This window comes from Flavobacterium psychroterrae (assembly GCF_018380615.1).
Classification (GTDB): Bacteria; Bacteroidota; Bacteroidia; order Flavobacteriales; family Flavobacteriaceae; genus Flavobacterium; species Flavobacterium psychroterrae.
The window spans coordinates 13,292-31,802 of sequence record NZ_JAGYVZ010000013.1; the positions used below are offsets into that span (position 1 = coordinate 13,292).

Sequence of the window (18,511 nt, forward strand, 5' to 3'; positions counted from 1 at the left end):
AAATGTAATTTAAAAATAAGTAAATTATTACACTTCTTTCTTGTTTTTATAATGTTTAAAAACGCCGTTTAAGATTACTGTGATCACGATAATCAAAGCACCAATATAAAATTCGGTACTCATTTTCTCTTTTCCGCCCAGGATAAAATAAGCCAGCATAATACCGTAAACAGGCTCTAAATTAGTCGTTAACATTACCGTGTAAGGAGTTAATTTCTGCATTACTTTTACAGATGCCGTAAAAGCATAAGCCGTACAAACCGAAGCTAAAACCAGTAACAAAATCCAGTTATTTAAAGACATTGTGAAAAAATCAGCATTGAATTTTCCTTGTACTAAAAAGTAAATTGTAATAAAGAAAACTCCCGCGCCAAACTCATAAAAGGTAATTACGGACGGTTCATGATCTGAAATTAGTTTTCCATTCATCAAAGTAAACAGAACTCCAAGAATAATCGATGCCAAAGCATAATACATTCCGTGCAGGTATTTCACTTCAACTTGCATAATCAAACCTAAACCGGCAATGATAATTAATCCAAAAAAAACTTCATACCATAAAATCTTTCTTCCGTAAAAAAGCGGTTCTAATAAAGAGGCAAAAAAGGCCCCTAACGAAAATATAGAAAGTGTGATGGAAACATTAGAAACATGAATTGCCTTAAAAAAGAAAATCCAATGAAGCGCAATCAATAATCCCACAAAAATTAATTTGGCAAAAGACTGAGCTGATATTACAAAAGACTGCTTTTTATACACAATAAAACCAGCCAGAAAAAGTCCGGCAAGAAGCATTCTGAACCAAACTAAATTTTCGGCATCAATAGTAATTAAAGCGCCAAGAATTGCTGTAAAACCCCAGATAAAAACAATTAAATGAAGGTTTAGGTAACTTTTTAAATTATCGTTTCGCATTACGTAATAAGTAAACTGCCAGAACTCCAAAAACAATATTTGGGAACCAAACAGCTAATAAAGGTGAGAAAGTAGATTTTTCGGCAAGAGTACCAAATATTTTATCAAAAAACACAAATGAAAACGCAATTGCAATTCCTATGGCAAGATTGGTTCCCATACCACCACGGCGTTTCATAGCCGAAACTGCAACCGCAATAATCGTAAGAATAAAAGCCGAAACCGGAACGCTGTATTTTTTATAAAGTACTACTAAATAGGTATTGATATTTCCTGAACCTCTCTTACGTTCTTTATCGATAAAATCGATCAATTTTCCTAACGGAAGTGTTTCTGCAATATAAACTACAGGAGTTAAATCTGCTAATTCAAATTTGAAAGGAACATTTTTTTCAGGCACTTTTTCAATTACATCATTCAATTCCCCAAGTGTTCTTTTTGTATAATCATACAAAATGTAAGTCTTTTTTTTAGGATCCCATTTTATACGGCTTGCTGTAATTTTATATGTCAATACATCCTTTTCAAAATGTTCCAGCGTAAAATTAAAGGCCGTTTTAGACTCTTCGTTAAAGCTGTTCACAAAGATGAAATCATTGTCGTTAAGCTGTCTGTAAACGTTTGTATTTTCACCGCGCATTAGCTGTTTTCCATTTCCTTTTAAATAGGTATATCTAAAATTATTGAAACCTTCACTTGCAGCCGGAACAATGAAAAAACCCATTAAAAGTACAAAAACCGAAACGATCGAAGCACCTATAATATAAGGACGCAAAAAACGCGTAAATGAAATACCCGAACTTAAAATTGCAATAATCTCTGTATTATTTGCCAGTTTTGAGGTAAACCAAATTACCGATAAAAATAAAAATATCGGAAAAAGGGAATTTGCAAAATAGACCGTAAAATTGTAATAATAGACCGCAATTGCCGTGAAAGGAATCTCGTTTTCCAACATTTTATTCACCTTTTCCGAGACGTCAATTACAATCCCAATGGGGATAAATAATAAGATCATCACCGAGAAAGTGGCTAAATATCTTTTTAAAATATACTTATCTATTATCGTTAACATAAAAAAGTTTAATTGTTGATTTGTTTAATTGTTTAACCGAATAAACGATTAAACAATTAAACTCTTTTAAAGTCTTTGACTCATATTTTTAACCATCATTTCTTTCCATGGTCTAAAATCTCCTGCTAAGATATGTTTTCTGGCTTCACGAACCAACCACATATAAAAACCAAGATTATGAATCGTTGCAATTTGTTTTCCTAAATATTCATTTGCAGCAAATAAGTGACGCAAATATGCTTTAGTATATTCAGTATCTACAAATGTATGTCCCATTTCGTCGATTGGCGAAAAATCATCTTCCCATTTTTTGTTCTTGATATTAATTGTTCCGTTTGACGTAAACAACATACCATTTCTGGCATTACGAGTTGGCATAACACAGTCGAACATATCAATACCTAACGCGATATTTTCTAAAATATTAATTGGAGTTCCCACTCCCATTAAATAACGCGGTTTATCTTCCGGCAAAATTTCACAAACAACTTCTGTCATTGCATACATTTCCTCGGCAGGTTCCCCTACTGATAATCCGCCAATTGCGTTTCCTTGCTGTCCTGAATTAGCAATATATTCAGCAGATTGCTGACGTAAATCTTTATACGTACTTCCCTGAACAATCGGGAAAAATGTTTGCTCATATCCGTATTTAAAAGGCAATTTATCCAGATGGCCAATACAACGATCTAACCAGCGGTGCGTCATGTGCATGGAGCGCTGTGCATATCTGTAATCGCAAGGATAAGGCGTACATTCATCAAAAGCCATAATAATATCAGCTCCAATAGTACGCTGAATTTCCATTACACTTTCCGGTGAAAAAAAGTGATAGGAACCATCAATATGCGATTTAAACTTAACACCTTCTTCCTTAATTTTTCTGTTATTCGAAAGCGAATACACTTGATATCCACCAGAATCAGTCAAAATATTACGATCCCAGTTCATAAATTTATGCAATCCGCCTGCTTTTTCAAGAATTTCGGTTTGCGGACGTAAATATAAATGGTATGTATTTCCCAGAATAATATCCGGATTAATATCTTCTTTCAACTCACGTTGGTGTACACCTTTTACAGATGCAACGGTTCCAACAGGCATAAAAATAGGCGTTTCAATTACGCCGTGATCTGTAGTAATACTTCCCGCTCTTGCTTTAGACTGCGGATCTTTTTGTAATAAATCAAACTTCATCTGTTTCTTTTTTCAGTCGGCAAAGATAGGCTAATTTGAGGAAATTTTAATTAGTTAATTTGTCAATTAGAAAATGGGATAATTAGGCAATGAGATAATTAGATAATGATGCCTAATCAACTTGAAACCTGAAACAATAAAATCTTGAAACAAATAGGTTTTGGAATTTTAAAAAATTGAAAGTTTAAAGTTTTGGGCTTTCTCTCCGGTAGGGCTATCTGCTATATCTTTTGCTCCAGCAATTATCATAGTTAATTAAGAACTTAAAGATGTCAGAAAAGGATATCTATCCCAATGTCATTAAATTAAACTTTAAAAAATAAAATCATTGCAAATCAAATCCGTTTTTATCCGCGTTTTTACGAAGTAAATCTGTTTTATCCGCGTCAAAAATAGACGCTGATTTTACTGATTCGCTAACGCGAAAACGCTGATGAAAACGGATTTTTTCTAATTACTTTCCTGATTAACTGTTAAGTAATTTTATAGATTTCCCCCTTAACTTAATGACATTGGCTTATATCCCTAACGCAAAAAAAAGACGTGACAGTTCAACAAGAAAACTTTAAATTTGAATAAAACTATTGTCAGGCTGAGCGGAGTGGGTTGTCAGGCTGAGCGGAGTCGAAGCCAACGCGAAGCAAAGCCATTTACATAAATAATAATCTGCTTAATCTGCAAAATCTGCGTGCAAAAAAATAAAAACAAAAAAATGAATCTAGCCCAAAAACTCGGATATCCCGAAAACACAAAACTATTAATTATTCATGCAGATGATGCCGGATTATCACATTCCGAAAATCAGGCAACTATAAAAGCACTTCAAAACGGATCTGTAAACTCCTATAGTATAATGGTTTCCTGCGCATGGTTTTATGAAATGGCAACATTTGCTAAAACCAATCCAAATTATGATTGCGGAATTCATTTAACATTGACTTGCGAATGGGAAAATTATAAATTCGGACCAATTCTTCCTATTACTGAAGTTCCAAGTTTGGTCGATCAAAACGGTTATTTTTACAAAACCAGATCCGATTTTAAAAACAATGCAATTCCATCAGAAATAAAAAAAGAACTTACCGCTCAAATCGAAAAAGCGCTACAATTCGGAATCCAACCCACACATCTCGATTCACATATGTGCAGCGTTGGCGTTACTCCCGAAATTTTAGACATTTATAAAGACCTTGGAAAAACATACAACCTTCCTGTTTTCATAAACAAACAATTCGTTGAATCAATCAGTTTATCAGATGAAAAATACAACTTCGAAAACACGCTTTTAGCAGACGATCTTTTAATTGGATATTTTACTGATTTTGAAAAAGGCGAGTTACGAAATTCTTATGCAAAAGCTTTGGATAATATAAAATCAGGTTTTAATATTTTCCTTCTTCATCCCGCTTTTGATGATTTTGAAATGCAAGGAATTACAATCAATCATCCAAACTTCGGCTCAGAATGGCGACAAATTGATTTTGACTTTTTTACAAGCGAGGAATGCAAATCAAAACTAAAAGAAAATAATATTCAACTCATTACCTGGAAAGAGATTCAGAAAATTAATTAGAAAACTTGTCAATAAGAAAATGAGATAATGATTTGATTGACTTGAACAAACCTTGGAATTTGGGATTTAAAAATTGGGATTTGATTTAAATAATGTGAATACTACAACTTTACTATTCAAAAACTATAACAGTTAATAATCATAGATTTTATAATTTTATAGAACAATATTAAAAAAAAGAAATCATGATAAATTCAGACGATCAAAACCATATCAATAAAGATCAAATAAACGAAGAGCAAATCGAAAGAAATCTGGATGAATTAGAATATCCGGCGTCCGAAGATATTTATACAAATGAAGACAAACTGGAAGATATTGATCCAGAAGGAATTTCAGGAGAAAGAATAATAAATCCTGAAAGCAACAATAACGAATGGAAACAAAACAGTGACAAACTTGGAAATGATTTAGATATTCCAGGTTCAGAACTAGATGACGAAGAAGAAGAAATTGGTTCAGAAGATGAAGAAAACAATTTCTACAGCGAAGGCGATACTGAATAAACAGCTATTATAAGTATCACACTTATTTAAGTTTTTTTTTGCCACAGATTAATCGGATTAGAACAGATTTTTTTTAAATCAATTTTAATCGTTTTAGTCTGTGGCAAACTTTTATATAGCAGATTTTGGAGTTTTTTATACTATCTATAAAAAAACATTCAGAATTTAACAATTCCGGCAAACTAAAGCGAAAAATCATTTGTCAGCCCGCAAAATAAAAATTACTTTTGCACCAGTTTAACTTTTACACATAAAATGAAGCCTAACACACAACAATTAAGCGATTTAACTATCCAAGTAAGAAGAGATATTCTTCGAATGGTACATGCTGTCAACTCAGGTCACCCAGGTGGTTCACTAGGTTGTACTGAATTTTTGGTAACACTATACCAAAATATTATGGAGCGCAAAGAAGGTTTTGATATGGACGGAATTGGAGAAGATATTTTCTTCCTTTCAAATGGTCATATTTCACCTGTATTTTATAGCGTATTAGCACGTAGCGGTTATTTCCCTGTTTCAGAACTTGCAACTTTTAGATTATTAAATTCCCGTTTACAAGGACATCCTACAACTCATGAAGGATTGCCGGGAATTCGTATGGCTTCTGGTTCATTAGGACAAGGTTTATCTGTAGCTCTTGGTGCTGCTCAGGCAAAAAAATTAAATGGTGATAATCATTTGATCTATACTTTACACGGAGATGGTGAATTACAAGAAGGTCAAAACTGGGAAGCGATCATGTATGCTTCTGCTAAAAAAGTAGACAACCTTATTGCCACTGTTGATGTTAACGGTAAACAAATCGACGGAACAACTGACGAGGTTTTAGCAATGGGAAGTATCCGTGCTAAATTTGAAGCTTTTGATTGGGACGTTTTAGAAATTGCTGAAGGAAATAATATCGATGCAATTTTAGCCGGATTAAATGATGCTAAATCCAGAACAGGAAAAGGAAAACCGGTTTGTATTTTATTACATACTGAAATGGGTAATGGAGTTGATTTCATGATGCATACTCATGCATGGCACGGTAAAGCGCCTAACAACGATCAGTTAGCAAGTGCTTTAGCTCAGAACTATTCAGCAGATCAAATCGACTATTAAAAAAGTGTTCAGTTTTCAGTAACAGTTTTCAGTTTTTAAACTCAGAACCTTAGTTACTAAGCAACTTAGCACCTCAAAAAATAAACAATGAAAAAATACGAAAATACAGGAAGTAAAGATACCCGTTCTGGTTTTGGAGCAGGAATGACTGAATTAGGTCAAAAAAACGAAAAAGTAGTAGCACTTTGTGCTGATTTAATTGGATCATTAAAATTTGATGATTTCAAGAAAAATCACCCGGAGCGTTTTTTTCAAATTGGTATTGCAGAAGCAAATATGATTGGAATTGCTGCTGGTTTAACAATTGGAGGAAAAATTCCTTTTACAGGAACTTTCGCCAACTTCTCTACAGGAAGAGTTTACGATCAAATTCGTCAATCAGTTGCTTATTCTGATAAAAATGTAAAAATTTGTGCTTCTCACGCTGGCTTAACACTAGGTGAAGATGGAGCAACGCACCAAATTTTAGAAGATATTGGTTTAATGAAAATGTTACCTGGAATGACTGTAATCAATACTTGTGATTACAACCAGACTAAAGCTGCAACATTAGCATTAGCAGATCATCATGGTCCTGCTTATTTACGTTTCGGTCGTCCGGTTGTGCCTAACTTTATGCCAGCTGATGAACCATTCGTAATTGGAAAAGCAATTTTATTAAGCGAAGGAACTGACGTAACAATTGTTGCAACAGGACATTTAGTTTGGGAAGCTCTTATTGCTGCCGAAGCTCTGGAAGCTAAAGGAATTTCTGCTGAAGTAATCAATATTCATACTATCAAACCTCTTGATGAAGAAGCAATTCTAAAATCATTGGCTAAAACAAAATGTGTTGTAACTGCAGAAGAGCATAACATTCTTGGAGGTCTTGGAGAAAGCGTTTCAAGAGTATTAGCTTTAAATACTCCTTCTCCACAAGAATTTGTTGCCGTAAACGATAGTTTTGGTGAATCTGGAACTCCAGAGCAATTAATGGAAAAATACAAATTGAACAATCAAGCAATTGTTGAAGCTGTAGAAAGAGTTATCAAAAGAAAATAATTTTAAAATTTTCTTACTTTATATCAAAAACCTCGAAATCACTTTCGAGGTTTTTTTGTGTACAAAAACTAACAGTTCAATTCTTTTAAGAATGTATTTGATCTAAAGACATTCTACAGCTTACTTCATTCTCAAAACTAAAATAGCAAGCATAAAAAAACCTCGAAATTTACTTTCGAGGTTTTTAAATATTTAAATCAAACTTTAGTTCTGTTTGATAGGGTAGGTATTATCTAAATGAATTCTTGTTCTTGGTTCTGCTGTATAATCTTCAGGCAAATAAGCTCTTACATTAGTTGAAGATTCTGCTTTAGCAGGGTCTGCCAATGCTCCCGTGGGTCTTCTTGGAATTCCTCTAGGCTCTGTTTCGTCTGTATTTGGCGTAGCCGGATTATCAACAAGAGGTTGCCAAGGATAATAAAGTCTGGAACCAAAATTAAAACCATTTACAACACCAATTTCAGTAGCTGGCTTAGTAAGCTCAAATCTTGTAGTAAAACCATCACCATCATCATCAAAATCTAAAAAATCAGCAATTCCGTCAACATCTGTATCATCAATTAATTCAGGTGGCGGTTTAGGATATTTAGTTTTATCTCTAAAATCATAAAGATAACCATCACCGTTTAAATCTTCTAAATAATCAGGAATACCATCACCAAGAAAAACTCTTCCTCCGGTAGATGATGAAATACTGTATTCATTGTCCATTCTTTGAAGATCGAACAATTTAAAACTAAACATTATAGGAGTATAAGCCGGAATACTACCACTGCCAGACTCATAATATGCTAAACCAGAAGGCAAAAACATAACTCCTGCACCATAATCCTGATACGAAATAACTCCGCTGGCAGGATCTGTTGTTGAAGTACCGGTTTTAAATTTAGGAAAAATCTCTGACCATCCTTCTATTACAGCACCTTCATTAGCATAAGGAAATAAATTAAATGTTCCAGGAAGTCCATAAGAAGAATCAAAAACAGTTCCGTTTAACAAACTACCTGTATAAGAGGCTACAATTTTATCTGTATTAGTAGGCGAACTGCCTAATCCCTGTCTTAAAGACAAATAATACACTTTATAAGTTATATCATTACTATATACATCTCTTGATTGTAAAGGGTAAGTTTGTTGATCGTAAATAGATATCTGTGTTCCTCCAGCAGGGATTTTAGAGATTTTAATATCAAAATCAGCTGAAACACTCTCAATATAATTAGTTTTTAAAAATTTAATAATTGAATCATTATCTGCTTTATATTGTACCGTATAATCTCTTAAAGGAACGGTCACTACATCATCATCATCACTTTTATTACAAGAAACCAAAGAAATGCCGGCAAGCAATAAAATAAAATAATATTTAAATTTATTCATTATTGTTAATTTTTTAAGTGCGCAAGATACAATATTGATTTATTTTTGTAAAGAATTTAACTTTGAATTTAGAAAAATTATGCGAATAGATAAATACTTATGGTGCGTACGTTATTACAAAACCAGGAATATGGTTACTGAAGCTTGCAAAAAGAACCACATTACAGTAAATGGGCAGGTTGCCAAACCCTCGAAAGAAGTTTTCCCAAGTGACAAAATCACTTTTAGAAAAGATCAGATTACGCAAATCATCACAGTACTTGACATTCCGGAAAGTCGTGTTGGCGCAAAACTGGTGGATATTTATAGAAAAAACGAAACTTCGCCTGAAGCATATGCCCATTTAGAATTACTAAAACTTTCTAAAGAGCATTATCGTAAAACCGGTACAGGACGACCAACTAAAAAAGACAGAAGAGATATTGATGAATATGGGAATGATATTGTTAGCGATGAAGAGGAAAATTAAATTCAATTTTTTAAATTCCAAATTCCAAAACTAGATAAAACCAAATAATCTAAAACAAAACCAAAACACAAAAGTCAAAATTTGGAATTTTCATATTTGGAATTTCCTTTTTAGTATTGGAATTAAAATTAATTATATTAGCAAAAAAAATAAATCATGAGCAAAAACATCATCTTAACGAATCAGGAAATCGAACATAAAATAAAACGTATCGCTTATCAGATATACGAGACTTTTGTTGATGAAGAAGAAGTTGTAATTGCCGGAATAGCTTCTAACGGATCAATTTTTGCTTTAAAACTTGCAGAAGCCTTAAGCACTATCTCAACGCTCAAAGTTTCGCTTTGCGAAGTTAAGGTCGACAAACAAAATCCTCAATTGCCAATACAAACCTCATTAACAAAAGAGGAATACGAAAACAAAGGATTAGTTCTTGTGGATGATGTCTTAAATTCAGGAACTACTTTGATCTATGCTGTTCGTCATTTCCTTGACGTTCCGCTAAAGAAATTCAAAACAGCGGTACTTGTAGACAGAAATCATAAAAAATACCCTGTAAAGGCAGATTTTAAAGGGATCTCCCTTTCCACATCTTTATTAGAACATGTTCAGGTTGTTTTTGATGACAATGGGGACAATTATGCGTTTTTAAGCTAAGAGTTCTAAAATATCCTGAACCGTTTCTTCGACAGCTTTACCATCTACCGAAACTTTATGTTGCGCATGGTGATAATAATAACTTCTGTCGAATAAATGTTTCGCGATAAATTCCCTCATTTCTTCTTCATTCATATTAGCTATCAACGGGCGTTTGCTTTTGTTATGAATTAATCTATTATATAAAGTATCTATTGAAGCCTTTAAATAGATTGAAGTAACATCCTCTCTTTTTAACAATTCATGATTATTGGCATAACAAGGTGTTCCTCCACCTAAACCTATTATGCTGTTTTCTGAAGACTGAAGTAATTCAAGAAACATTTCGTGTTCTAATTTTCTAAAATGGATTTCTCCAAATTGCTCAAAAATCTCATTTATTGATAAATTTGCTTTTTTTTCGATACAATTATCTAAATCCAAAAACGGAATATTGGTAACTTTTGACAAGTTTTGGGCAATTGTTGACTTTCCGCAACCCATATATCCTAATAATATAATCTTTTTCATTTTAATAAGAACCTATAAATTAAGGCGTTGTAAATTTTGAGTAAAAAAAGACAAATTTATAATAAATAAGCTTGCAAATATCAAAAATAACTCCTTATATTTGCACCCGCATTCAAGGAAAGAATATGACTCGATAGCTCAGTTGGTAGAGCACATCACTTTTAATGATGGGGTCCTGGGTTCGAGCCCCAGTCGGGTCACAAAATTTGTGATTTACAAATACTTTTCTTGATAGCAATGACTCGATAGCTCAGTTGGTAGAGCACATCACTTTTAATGATGGGGTCCTGGGTTCGAGCCCCAGTCGGGTCACAAAAGGTCGAGTATTAATTTACTTGACCTTTTTTTTATTAAGGCCACGTGGAGAAACGGTAGACTTGCCATCTTGAGGGGGTGGTGCTCGTAAGGGCGTGTGGGTTCAAATCCCACCGTGGTCACAAAAAAGGTAAAATATAGTAGTATGTGTTTTATCTTTTTTTTGTTTATATCTCAATTTTTACATCCATAAATATTACATGAAATTAAACTTAAAAGAAGGTGTGAAATATCAAAAATAACTTCTTATATTTGCACCCGCGTTCAAGAAAGGAAAAAGACTCGATAGCTCAGTTGGTAGAGCACATCACTTTTAATGATGGGGTCCTGGGTTCGAGCCCCAGTCGGGTCACAAAAAAGGTCAAGTATTAATTTACTTGACCTTTTTTATTTATGTTGATAAAGCGTAGACTTGCCATCTTAAGGGCGTATGGATTCAAATTCCATCAACACCAGAAAAACAAGACAACATTTTAATATGTAAATAATGAAGCTCGTAAATTAAATTTACAGGCTTTAATGCTTTTTAAATAAACCCATTTATAACCTCAACGATAAAACAAGGTTCAGTGATACTTTTTTCAATCCATTGTATTACTTATTGATTAACAAAATATCTAGGACATAATTTACTTAAAAAAATATCCAACTGTTACCTGAAAAACCCTGTTCTTCATATCACTATTAATGAAATGATTTGCATCTCCCTCTTTAAAAACATTCGAATACGAAATATTATATCGCAAGTCTGTATAAAATTTATCTTTAAATTGATATCCCAATCCAAAATTTACCGAAGTATCAATACCAGATGAATAGTCTTTTAAATTAAAACTCTCCTGATTTTCATAGCCTAAAAAATTATCCTGATACTTATTATTCGCTTTTAACAGTATGCCTATTTGGGGTCCCGCCTGCACACTTAATCCTTTTAGCACATAATATTTTAGCATTACCGGAATATTTAAGTAATTCAAATCTATAGTACTTTTATAATTAGAATTTGTTACGTCCGGATCAAAAAAGGAGCTTTTTGTTCCCTGCTGACTGTACAAAACTTCAGGCTGAAGGGAGAAATTTTTAACTATAGGGATTTCAACCATAATACCGGCCGTAAATCCTGTTTTGCCTGATGAATTTAATTCGCTTTCATCAATAGCGAGGTTTGAAATATTTAAACCTGCCTTTAAACCTATTTTAACTTTCTGATTTTGTGCCGTTATAGTCACACTTAAAAAGAGCGTGCATATCATTAACATTGATTTCTTCATATGTAGATATTTTTTTTAGAATGGTAACTCTCAAAAATGAGAGCTACCTATTTCTATTTGGATTTTTTTTACTTTTTAATAATTTTAGCTGTATATTTCTTTCCTTGTATACTGCAGTCTAAAACATATACTCCAGGACTTAATCCGCTTATATTTATAGTTGAAGGAATACTTGAAAAAGACTTATTCCATACCGCTTTTCCATCCATTGCGTAAATATTAATATTTGTTTCTCCTTCAATTTCATCTGCTAAAAAGATATTTACATTATCAACTGCCGGGTTAGGAAATACTCTAAAAGCATTTGTTATTTTTCCAAGAAGCATACCTTTTGAATCAAATGGCGCTGAAACACTGCTGCATCCGTTATTATTACTTACCTGCAGACTATAATTTCCTTCCCAAATTGCGATTAAAAATTTTTGGGTTGCGTTTGGTATCGGTCTTTCGTTTAAAAACCATTGATAAGAAACTTCTTCTACAGATGAACTTATTTTTTTATCACTTATCATCTGAATTTCAGGTACAATATTGTTTTCAAGAATTGAAATGGAAGTACTAAAAGTTTTACCAATCCCATTTTCGTTATAAACCGTTACAAAATAGTCTCCGCTTTCTTTTGTAGCATAAGTTGACTCTGTTGAGCCATCAAACCATTCGTATGATTTGTAGTTTCCAGGATTTAAAACAACTTCAGGACCGCAAACATCTCCGCTTACTAAATCAGATTCAAAAGTTTCAAATGTTGCCGTTATCTTTTCTGTTAGTTTACAACCATTATTCATTACAACCGTGACTGTGTAATCTCCAGCTTTATTTATTTCAATGCCATTAGTAACATCGCCTGTACTCCACTTGTATGAAGTTACTTTGAGTTTTTTAACACTAAAATTAGTTGCAGCATCAACATACAAGGTTTTGCCTTCATATCCGTGAATTATCGAATTATCAAATATTTTGAAATCTGATGATACTCCCTGATAGATATAATTCTTTATTTCGTTGTTTTGTTGCACAACATTGTTATCCAGTTTTGCCTTAACATTGAATACATGAGAGTCTCCACTTAAGTCAAGTTCAGGCTGCTTTTTAAAAGTATATTCTATACTTTCTCCAACAGGAATTGCATTTTCAACAGATTCTGAAATAGTTTCGCTTGTGTTAACATATTCTAAAACTAATTGAATTGCATTTTCTGCAATTGCAATTTGCCCTTCATTGGTTAGCTTAACTCTAACTTCAGTTCCGCCACATACATCTTTTGGTGAGACTATTTGTAATGATACGTCTAAAAAAGGCTCACTTATTACTTTTAAATCATCTAATATCATATAAGAATACCCACTAGTCAGCGAATGTCTGAATCGCAACATTATAGATTTGCCAGCATATTTATTTAAATTGACTGTTCCTTTTTGCCATTCTTTGTCTGAATGAAGTACTTCTTTGGTAGTTTTCCATGCTTCATTCCATTCCCCTCCTATGGTTTTAACATCTACAATAAAGGTATTATTGGCATTACTGTCGATTGCATAATAAAATTCCATTGCAGTTGCATTTTCAGCTAACTTGTATAGAGGTAATATTAGTTCTCCATAGTTATAACCATTTTCGAGCGGATGATAAAGCATTGTTGCAGCAGCATCTCCTGTATGATCTTTAACAGGAATAGTTAAATATTTATTATCAGGTTTAACTACTGCTTGCCACGCGAAATCTCTATCACTTTTACCAGAAACAAAACCTTTTGATCCAAATAGGGAACCTACAGGTACATCAGAAAAAGTCTCAATATCTAATTGTGGTGCTTTCGTAATAACCTGAAAAGATTTTGTAAGACTTTCTGCCTGATCTTTTGGCTGTCCGTTTGAAATTATTTTTACAGTAATATCATAATTTCCTGCTGGTAGTTGCGGAATACCATCTCCGGTATAGACAATGGTTTGATATTGCAATATTGGATTATTTCTTTCTAATACAACTGGTTCACCTACAGCTTTACCATTTTGGGTAATTTGATATTCGATTGTAGCTTTATCAACTTTATTGTAAAAAACATTTTTTGCACTGATTAAAAATTCATGCGATGGAGCATCTTCGTAAACAATTTCTGGCATACTTAAATTAGATAACTGCAAATAATCTGCTGTTTCTTTAATCTTAATATTGTCTACCGCAAAACCACTGGCAAATAATCCATTATCATCATGCTGAAATGCTACCAGAACACAAGATTGTCCTGCATACGCGCTTAAATCTACGTGATATTCGTACCAATTACTTAAATATGGTACCTTAAATACCGTTTCCCAGGTTGCACCTCCATCTGTACTCACTTTTACATATCCGTCTGAAAGTCTCTTCGCATCTCCAAAACCATCAAATGATAGGTGAGCTTCTTTATAATTACCCAAATCAAATACAGGTGAAATTAACATATCGTTTGAAGAGTTACAACCACATTTATCATCGTTACTCGCCATAAAATGCGTATGTTCTGTTACAAACCAACCAGGTGAACGTAAATCAGTATTTACTCCATGTTGCCATCCTGTTGCATTTTTATTTTCAGATGTTCTCCATCCTTTATATTTGGTTGCATCTTCAAAATCCATTGTATAAGGAAGCACAGATACTTTCATATCTTCATTATTCCAGCTATCGTAACCAAATGTGAAGGTATTATTCTCAGGTTTAACATCTTGAGTTATATCTTCAGGAAAAACCGAAACTACAACTGTATTTGCACCAATGCTTGTTAAATTAATATTTGGAATAGAATATGTTATAGTATCTCTAAATTTAGTAAACAGTAGAACTACCTTTTCATTTTTTGAAAAAACTTCATTTTTTGCATTATCAAGAATTTTGACTGTAACATTAACCTGCTCACCTGTTGTCGAGAAATTATTAATGATCTTAGCATTTATGGTTACATTGTTATTGTTAATGGTACAGGTTCCTGCATCTAATTTTACATCTGCAACTTCCAGATCATAAGGTGCATTACCTACGCGAATATTGTCTATAAAAGCACCTAAATACCTACTGCTATTATTATCTGCAATTACACGAAAACGAATAGCCCCTTTTTTACCTGCTAGTTCATTTAAACGCATTCCATATGGTTTTTTAGTTGGATCATTATTAATTCCAGTAAACCATGGTCCTGAAACTAAATTATTATAATGTACAGTATCAGGATAATCGATACCTGTAACTTTTTTCCAGTTTTTATTGTCTTCAGAATATTCGACAATTAATCCGTGATATCCTCTATAGAATAAATAAGTCATATCAAACTCAACATAGGGAGAGCTAACATTAGTAAAATCAAATATTGGAGATTGTAATGTAAAATCAGCATTGAGTTGCAATAGCTCAGAAGTGCCAAGAGTTACGGTTGCCCACAAATATCTCGAATTGGTATCTCTAAAGGAATATGAATATGGCTGCCATATAAATTTTTGATTTGTAACTAATGATTCTGAAAACCAGCCTCCAGGTGTTCCTTCAAAATCTTGAGAATACGGAAATTGAGTTACGATACCGCTATAAACAGCATTTATAGTACTGTTGTTAGTTGTTACCGGGTCTTTGCTGTATGCTACAAAAGCTTCATAAGTATGCAAACCTGTTGCAGATAAATCGATAGTACCATCAAAAGGAATTGTCATTTCTGAGTTGCCTTTAAAAGCTGTATTTAGCGTAATATCTTTCCATACAGTTTCGCTTCCGGAAAGTGTATTTGCATATCCTACTTTTAACTTAGATCCTGCTGGTATATCCTGACAGCCTAAATTATAGATAGTAAACACTAATGGATGACTTGCAGACAATGTTTCTCCTGAATATGACGGAAGATTTAATCCCACAAATTTGATATCAAAATCTTTTTGAGCAGGAGGAACTAATAAATTAGCGACAAAAGAAACTCCGTCTTTTGTGCCAAACTCTTCAATAGGCTTGAAATCAAATTTTATTTCTACATAATTTGCAGCTGTTGCACTTATCACGTAAGGAAGATTATCTTGAATTTTTATAGTTATCTCTTCGCCTAACGCCAGATTTTTAGCAAAACTAATACTATCGTCTTTAGTATAGAAAGTGTTGAATTTGCCACTAGAACCAACAGTCATTAATTGTAATTTAGAGTTTCATTTGCTTTAATTACAGTAGATCCTGTGTTTTTAATTTTTACATAAAAAGGTTCATCTCCTTTTAAAGTACCACAAGTAACAGAAGGTTTTTCAACAGAGACAAGCGCAATTTGTTTGTCTGAATATGAAGCTCCAATACCAATCGCATACCAGGCATTTGAAACTTGTTTGTATTCTTCAGACTCTAATCCGTACAAATCTTCTACAACCATTAAAGTGGTCTGGCGCATATCGCTAAAGTTTGAAGAAGGAGATAAATACTCTGTAAGCGTGATGTAAGCAATTTTCTCTGCTTTAGCAAGACCAATAGCTTTAACATCGTAGCTATTATTGAAGTCATTTGTACCCTGACCGCCTTCGCTTAAAAGGTAAAACCAGTAATTGGTGATTCCGCTATTAAAGTGAACACCTCCGTTATCGTAAGTAGTCGCTAACGGATTTACCCAGTTTAGTCCTCCGTAAGTGTCCGGCTGATTTTGTGCCTTTGGGTTAGACATGCTACGCATACTTCCATGCGAGTACAATTCATTACCCAGCATCCAGATATCTTCTTTTTTGTCCTTTCCAGCATAAAACTCAACAGAAACGCCAAAAATATCACTGAAAGATTCATTCATTGCACCAGATTCTCCACGATAAATTAAACCGGCAGAAAATTGTGTTACGGCATGTGTTAGTTCATGTGCTGTAATTCCTAAACCAACATATGGCGTGTTGTAACCATCTCCAAATTGAGCCCATCCGCCCGTCCATGAAGCATTTTCTACATTGATACCTAAATGCGCCAGACCAATAATTTGCATTCCTTTATTATCGACGCTATTTCGGTTAAATTTTTCCGCATAATAGTCAATCGTTTTTTGCATTCCCCAATGAATATCTATGGCAACCTCATCATTATTTTTATTATGAAGTTCGTTCCAGATATTATCTTCATCAATAAATTCAGTGATTACTTCATCCGAAGCATTATCTGCGTGATTCATATTCCAGGTAACAACAGGTACATTGAATTTACTTTGTAAAGCTTCTAATCTGTAACCATCTGCATATTGTTTTGTATTAAAAGTTACATCTCCCGAATATCTGGATTTACCTTTTCCGAGACTTTGACCAGTAAATTTAACATCCCGATTGAGGTCGATAACAACAATTATTTTTCCTGAATTGGCATCAACATAAATGGTCTGGCTTGATTGCGGATTGGTCGCAAAAATATCATATTTCCAAGCCAAATGATATTCCGTTAAATCAGAAGAAAAATCAGGTCCAACATAAACCAGCTCCCCCTGCGGCTTTGTGCTAATATTTTTATTAACTAACGAACCTAATTTTTTACTCTCCCAAATATATTGTTTCGCATTTACTGTTTTAAGTGCGTTTTCTAAACCTGTTGCGGCACTGATTTTAAAATTACTGCCAGGTAACTTCTTAGCCATAGATCCAAATGCATCAATTTTAGTTTTATTTTCTCTTACTTTATAAATTCCTCCTTCAACAGGAATATTATTACGCAATTGCTGATAAGTAGCGAGAGTTCTCCCATGATTATCAGAAATGGATTTTAATTGCATTTTGTCTGAACTGCCTAAATTAAAATCTGCTTTTTTAACTTCAAAGATATTTTTCGCCGTTAAATTTGAAGATTTAGCAAAAGACCTGACTTTTGTACTAACAGAATCCTGCGGATTTGTTTTCTCTGCAGTATTAGCAAGCTTTCCCACAAATAATTTCTGGCTTTGCTGCAATTGTTTTGTTACTGCTTCACTTTCTGCCGCAGACAGTTCTTTACCTTTTATCTTTTGATCGTCCTGAGCAAATAAATTATTTGCATCATTATCCTGACTGGAATTTGGATCGCTTGTTTTGTCAGAGACCTGATCTTTCTGACTTGTGGATGACGGTCCTAATGCAGTTTTTAGATTCCCTTGCGGTATGTTTTGCAAAGGTGACTGAGCCATGACCACAGAACAGGCAATGAAACTCAACAAAACAAACAAATACCTGGTTTTGAAGTAAATTTGATTCATTCTTTAAAATTTAAATTAATACTTATTTTGGTTCATAATAATCACGCTTCATAGTTCATAGCAAACCATAAAAGCGGTTGCTAAAAATCAATTTGGTGTTTGATTTTCAGAATTATCGTTAGTTATTTTTTTCAGGATCTTTAAAAGAGTTTCCTTTTTTGTTTTTGCTTCTTCCAGAAGCTGTTCTAAACTTTTAAGAGGTTTATTTTTTTTCTTCGCATTCATCCTGATCTATTTACATCGATTGGGTAAATGTAGAATTGACATTTCTGTTTTTGAAAAAAAGGACTATTGCAAAAACACTC

The 18,511-nt window shown here is 33.4% G+C and carries 14 protein-coding genes and 4 tRNA genes; 10 read left to right on the forward strand and 8 right to left on the reverse strand.

All coding sequences use genetic code 11. The features are described 5' to 3' along the window. Positions 1-27 precede the first annotated feature (27 nt). The 3 genes from KHA90_RS14320 to tgt all read right to left on the reverse strand — a co-directional run bounded on the left by KHA90_RS14320 (position 28) and on the right by tgt (position 3,187). Positions 28-915 (reverse strand): DMT family transporter, encoded by an 888-nt coding sequence (locus KHA90_RS14320; RefSeq protein WP_213301503.1) that lies wholly within the window; start codon positions 913-915, stop codon positions 28-30. Continuing rightward, positions 902-1,990: an LptF/LptG family permease gene (locus tag KHA90_RS14325; protein ID WP_213301506.1), complete on the reverse strand. Its 1,089-nt coding sequence runs from the start codon at positions 1,988-1,990 to the stop codon at positions 902-904. The genes KHA90_RS14320 and KHA90_RS14325 overlap by 14 nt, the downstream gene beginning before the upstream one ends. A 66-nt stretch (positions 1,991-2,056) precedes the next feature. Beyond that, on the reverse strand, positions 2,057-3,187 hold the full coding sequence (gene tgt / locus KHA90_RS14330; protein ID WP_213301509.1) for a tRNA guanosine(34) transglycosylase Tgt: 1,131 nt from the start codon (positions 3,185-3,187) through the stop codon (positions 2,057-2,059). A 712-nt stretch (positions 3,188-3,899) separates the two neighbouring features. Here tgt and KHA90_RS14335 point away from each other — a divergent pair. From KHA90_RS14335 to KHA90_RS14350, 4 genes are all read left to right on the forward strand, one after another. Next, entirely contained in the window at positions 3,900-4,760 is an 861-nt protein-coding gene (locus tag KHA90_RS14335) for a polysaccharide deacetylase family protein (RefSeq protein WP_213301512.1), read from the forward strand. Between the two features lie 185 nt (positions 4,761-4,945). Further along, positions 4,946-5,266 carry a hypothetical protein gene (locus KHA90_RS14340; RefSeq protein ID WP_213301515.1) on the forward strand — a complete coding sequence of 107 codons (321 nt, stop codon included), beginning with the start codon at positions 4,946-4,948 and terminating at the stop codon, positions 5,264-5,266. A 255-nt stretch (positions 5,267-5,521) separates the two neighbouring features. After that, positions 5,522-6,373, forward strand: coding sequence for a transketolase (locus KHA90_RS14345; protein ID WP_213301518.1), 852 nt, complete (start codon positions 5,522-5,524; stop codon positions 6,371-6,373). Between the two features lie 87 nt (positions 6,374-6,460). After that, positions 6,461-7,414: a transketolase family protein gene (locus tag KHA90_RS14350; RefSeq protein ID WP_213301521.1), complete on the forward strand. Its 954-nt coding sequence runs from the start codon at positions 6,461-6,463 to the stop codon at positions 7,412-7,414. Positions 7,415-7,618: 204 nt separating this feature from the next. Here KHA90_RS14350 and KHA90_RS14355 read toward each other — a convergent pair whose 3' ends face one another. Continuing rightward, positions 7,619-8,794, reverse strand: a complete 1,176-nt coding sequence (locus KHA90_RS14355) for an FKBP-type peptidyl-prolyl cis-trans isomerase (protein ID WP_213301524.1) — start codon at positions 8,792-8,794, stop codon at positions 7,619-7,621. Between the two features lie 79 nt (positions 8,795-8,873). On the opposite strand from KHA90_RS14355, the gene KHA90_RS14360 reads away from it, so the two are divergent. Together KHA90_RS14360 and KHA90_RS14365 are read left to right on the forward strand one after the other, a co-directional pair. Continuing rightward, a complete protein-coding gene (locus KHA90_RS14360) occupies positions 8,874-9,263 on the forward strand; it encodes an RNA-binding S4 domain-containing protein (protein WP_213301527.1) in 390 nt (129 codons plus the stop codon). 156 nt (positions 9,264-9,419) lie between these two features. Beyond that, positions 9,420-9,920 (forward strand): phosphoribosyltransferase domain-containing protein, encoded by a 501-nt coding sequence (locus KHA90_RS14365; protein WP_213301530.1) that lies wholly within the window; start codon positions 9,420-9,422, stop codon positions 9,918-9,920. Here KHA90_RS14365 and KHA90_RS14370 read toward each other — a convergent pair. Further along, on the reverse strand, positions 9,912-10,430 hold the full coding sequence (locus KHA90_RS14370; protein ID WP_213301533.1) for a shikimate kinase: 519 nt from the start codon (positions 10,428-10,430) through the stop codon (positions 9,912-9,914). The two genes, KHA90_RS14365 and KHA90_RS14370, sit on opposite strands and share 9 nt — an antisense overlap. Positions 10,431-10,557: 127 nt before the next feature. Here KHA90_RS14370 and KHA90_RS14375 point away from each other — a divergent pair. The 4 genes from KHA90_RS14375 to KHA90_RS14390 all read left to right on the forward strand — a co-directional run bounded on the left by KHA90_RS14375 (position 10,558) and on the right by KHA90_RS14390 (position 11,097). Then, positions 10,558-10,630, forward strand: a tRNA-Lys gene (locus KHA90_RS14375). Between the two features lie 39 nt (positions 10,631-10,669). Continuing rightward, positions 10,670-10,742: transfer RNA gene (locus KHA90_RS14380), tRNA-Lys, on the forward strand. A 42-nt stretch (positions 10,743-10,784) separates the two neighbouring features. Continuing rightward, positions 10,785-10,867, forward strand: a tRNA-Leu gene (locus tag KHA90_RS14385). Between the two features lie 157 nt (positions 10,868-11,024). Continuing rightward, positions 11,025-11,097: transfer RNA gene (locus tag KHA90_RS14390), tRNA-Lys, on the forward strand. A 277-nt stretch (positions 11,098-11,374) separates the two neighbouring features. On the opposite strand, the gene KHA90_RS14395 is transcribed toward KHA90_RS14390, so the two are convergent. The 3 genes from KHA90_RS14395 to KHA90_RS14405 form a co-directional block, all read right to left on the reverse strand. Then, entirely contained in the window at positions 11,375-12,016 is a 642-nt protein-coding gene (locus KHA90_RS14395) for a porin family protein (RefSeq protein ID WP_213301536.1), read from the reverse strand. Between the two features lie 68 nt (positions 12,017-12,084). Continuing rightward, on the reverse strand, positions 12,085-16,155 hold the full coding sequence (locus tag KHA90_RS14400) for a T9SS-dependent choice-of-anchor J family protein (protein ID WP_213301539.1): 4,071 nt from the start codon (positions 16,153-16,155) through the stop codon (positions 12,085-12,087). Next, positions 16,155-18,206: a M4 family metallopeptidase gene (locus KHA90_RS14405; protein WP_213301542.1), complete on the reverse strand. Its 2,052-nt coding sequence runs from the start codon at positions 18,204-18,206 to the stop codon at positions 16,155-16,157. The genes KHA90_RS14400 and KHA90_RS14405 overlap by 1 nt, the downstream gene beginning before the upstream one ends. Positions 18,207-18,511: the final 305 nt, after the last annotated feature.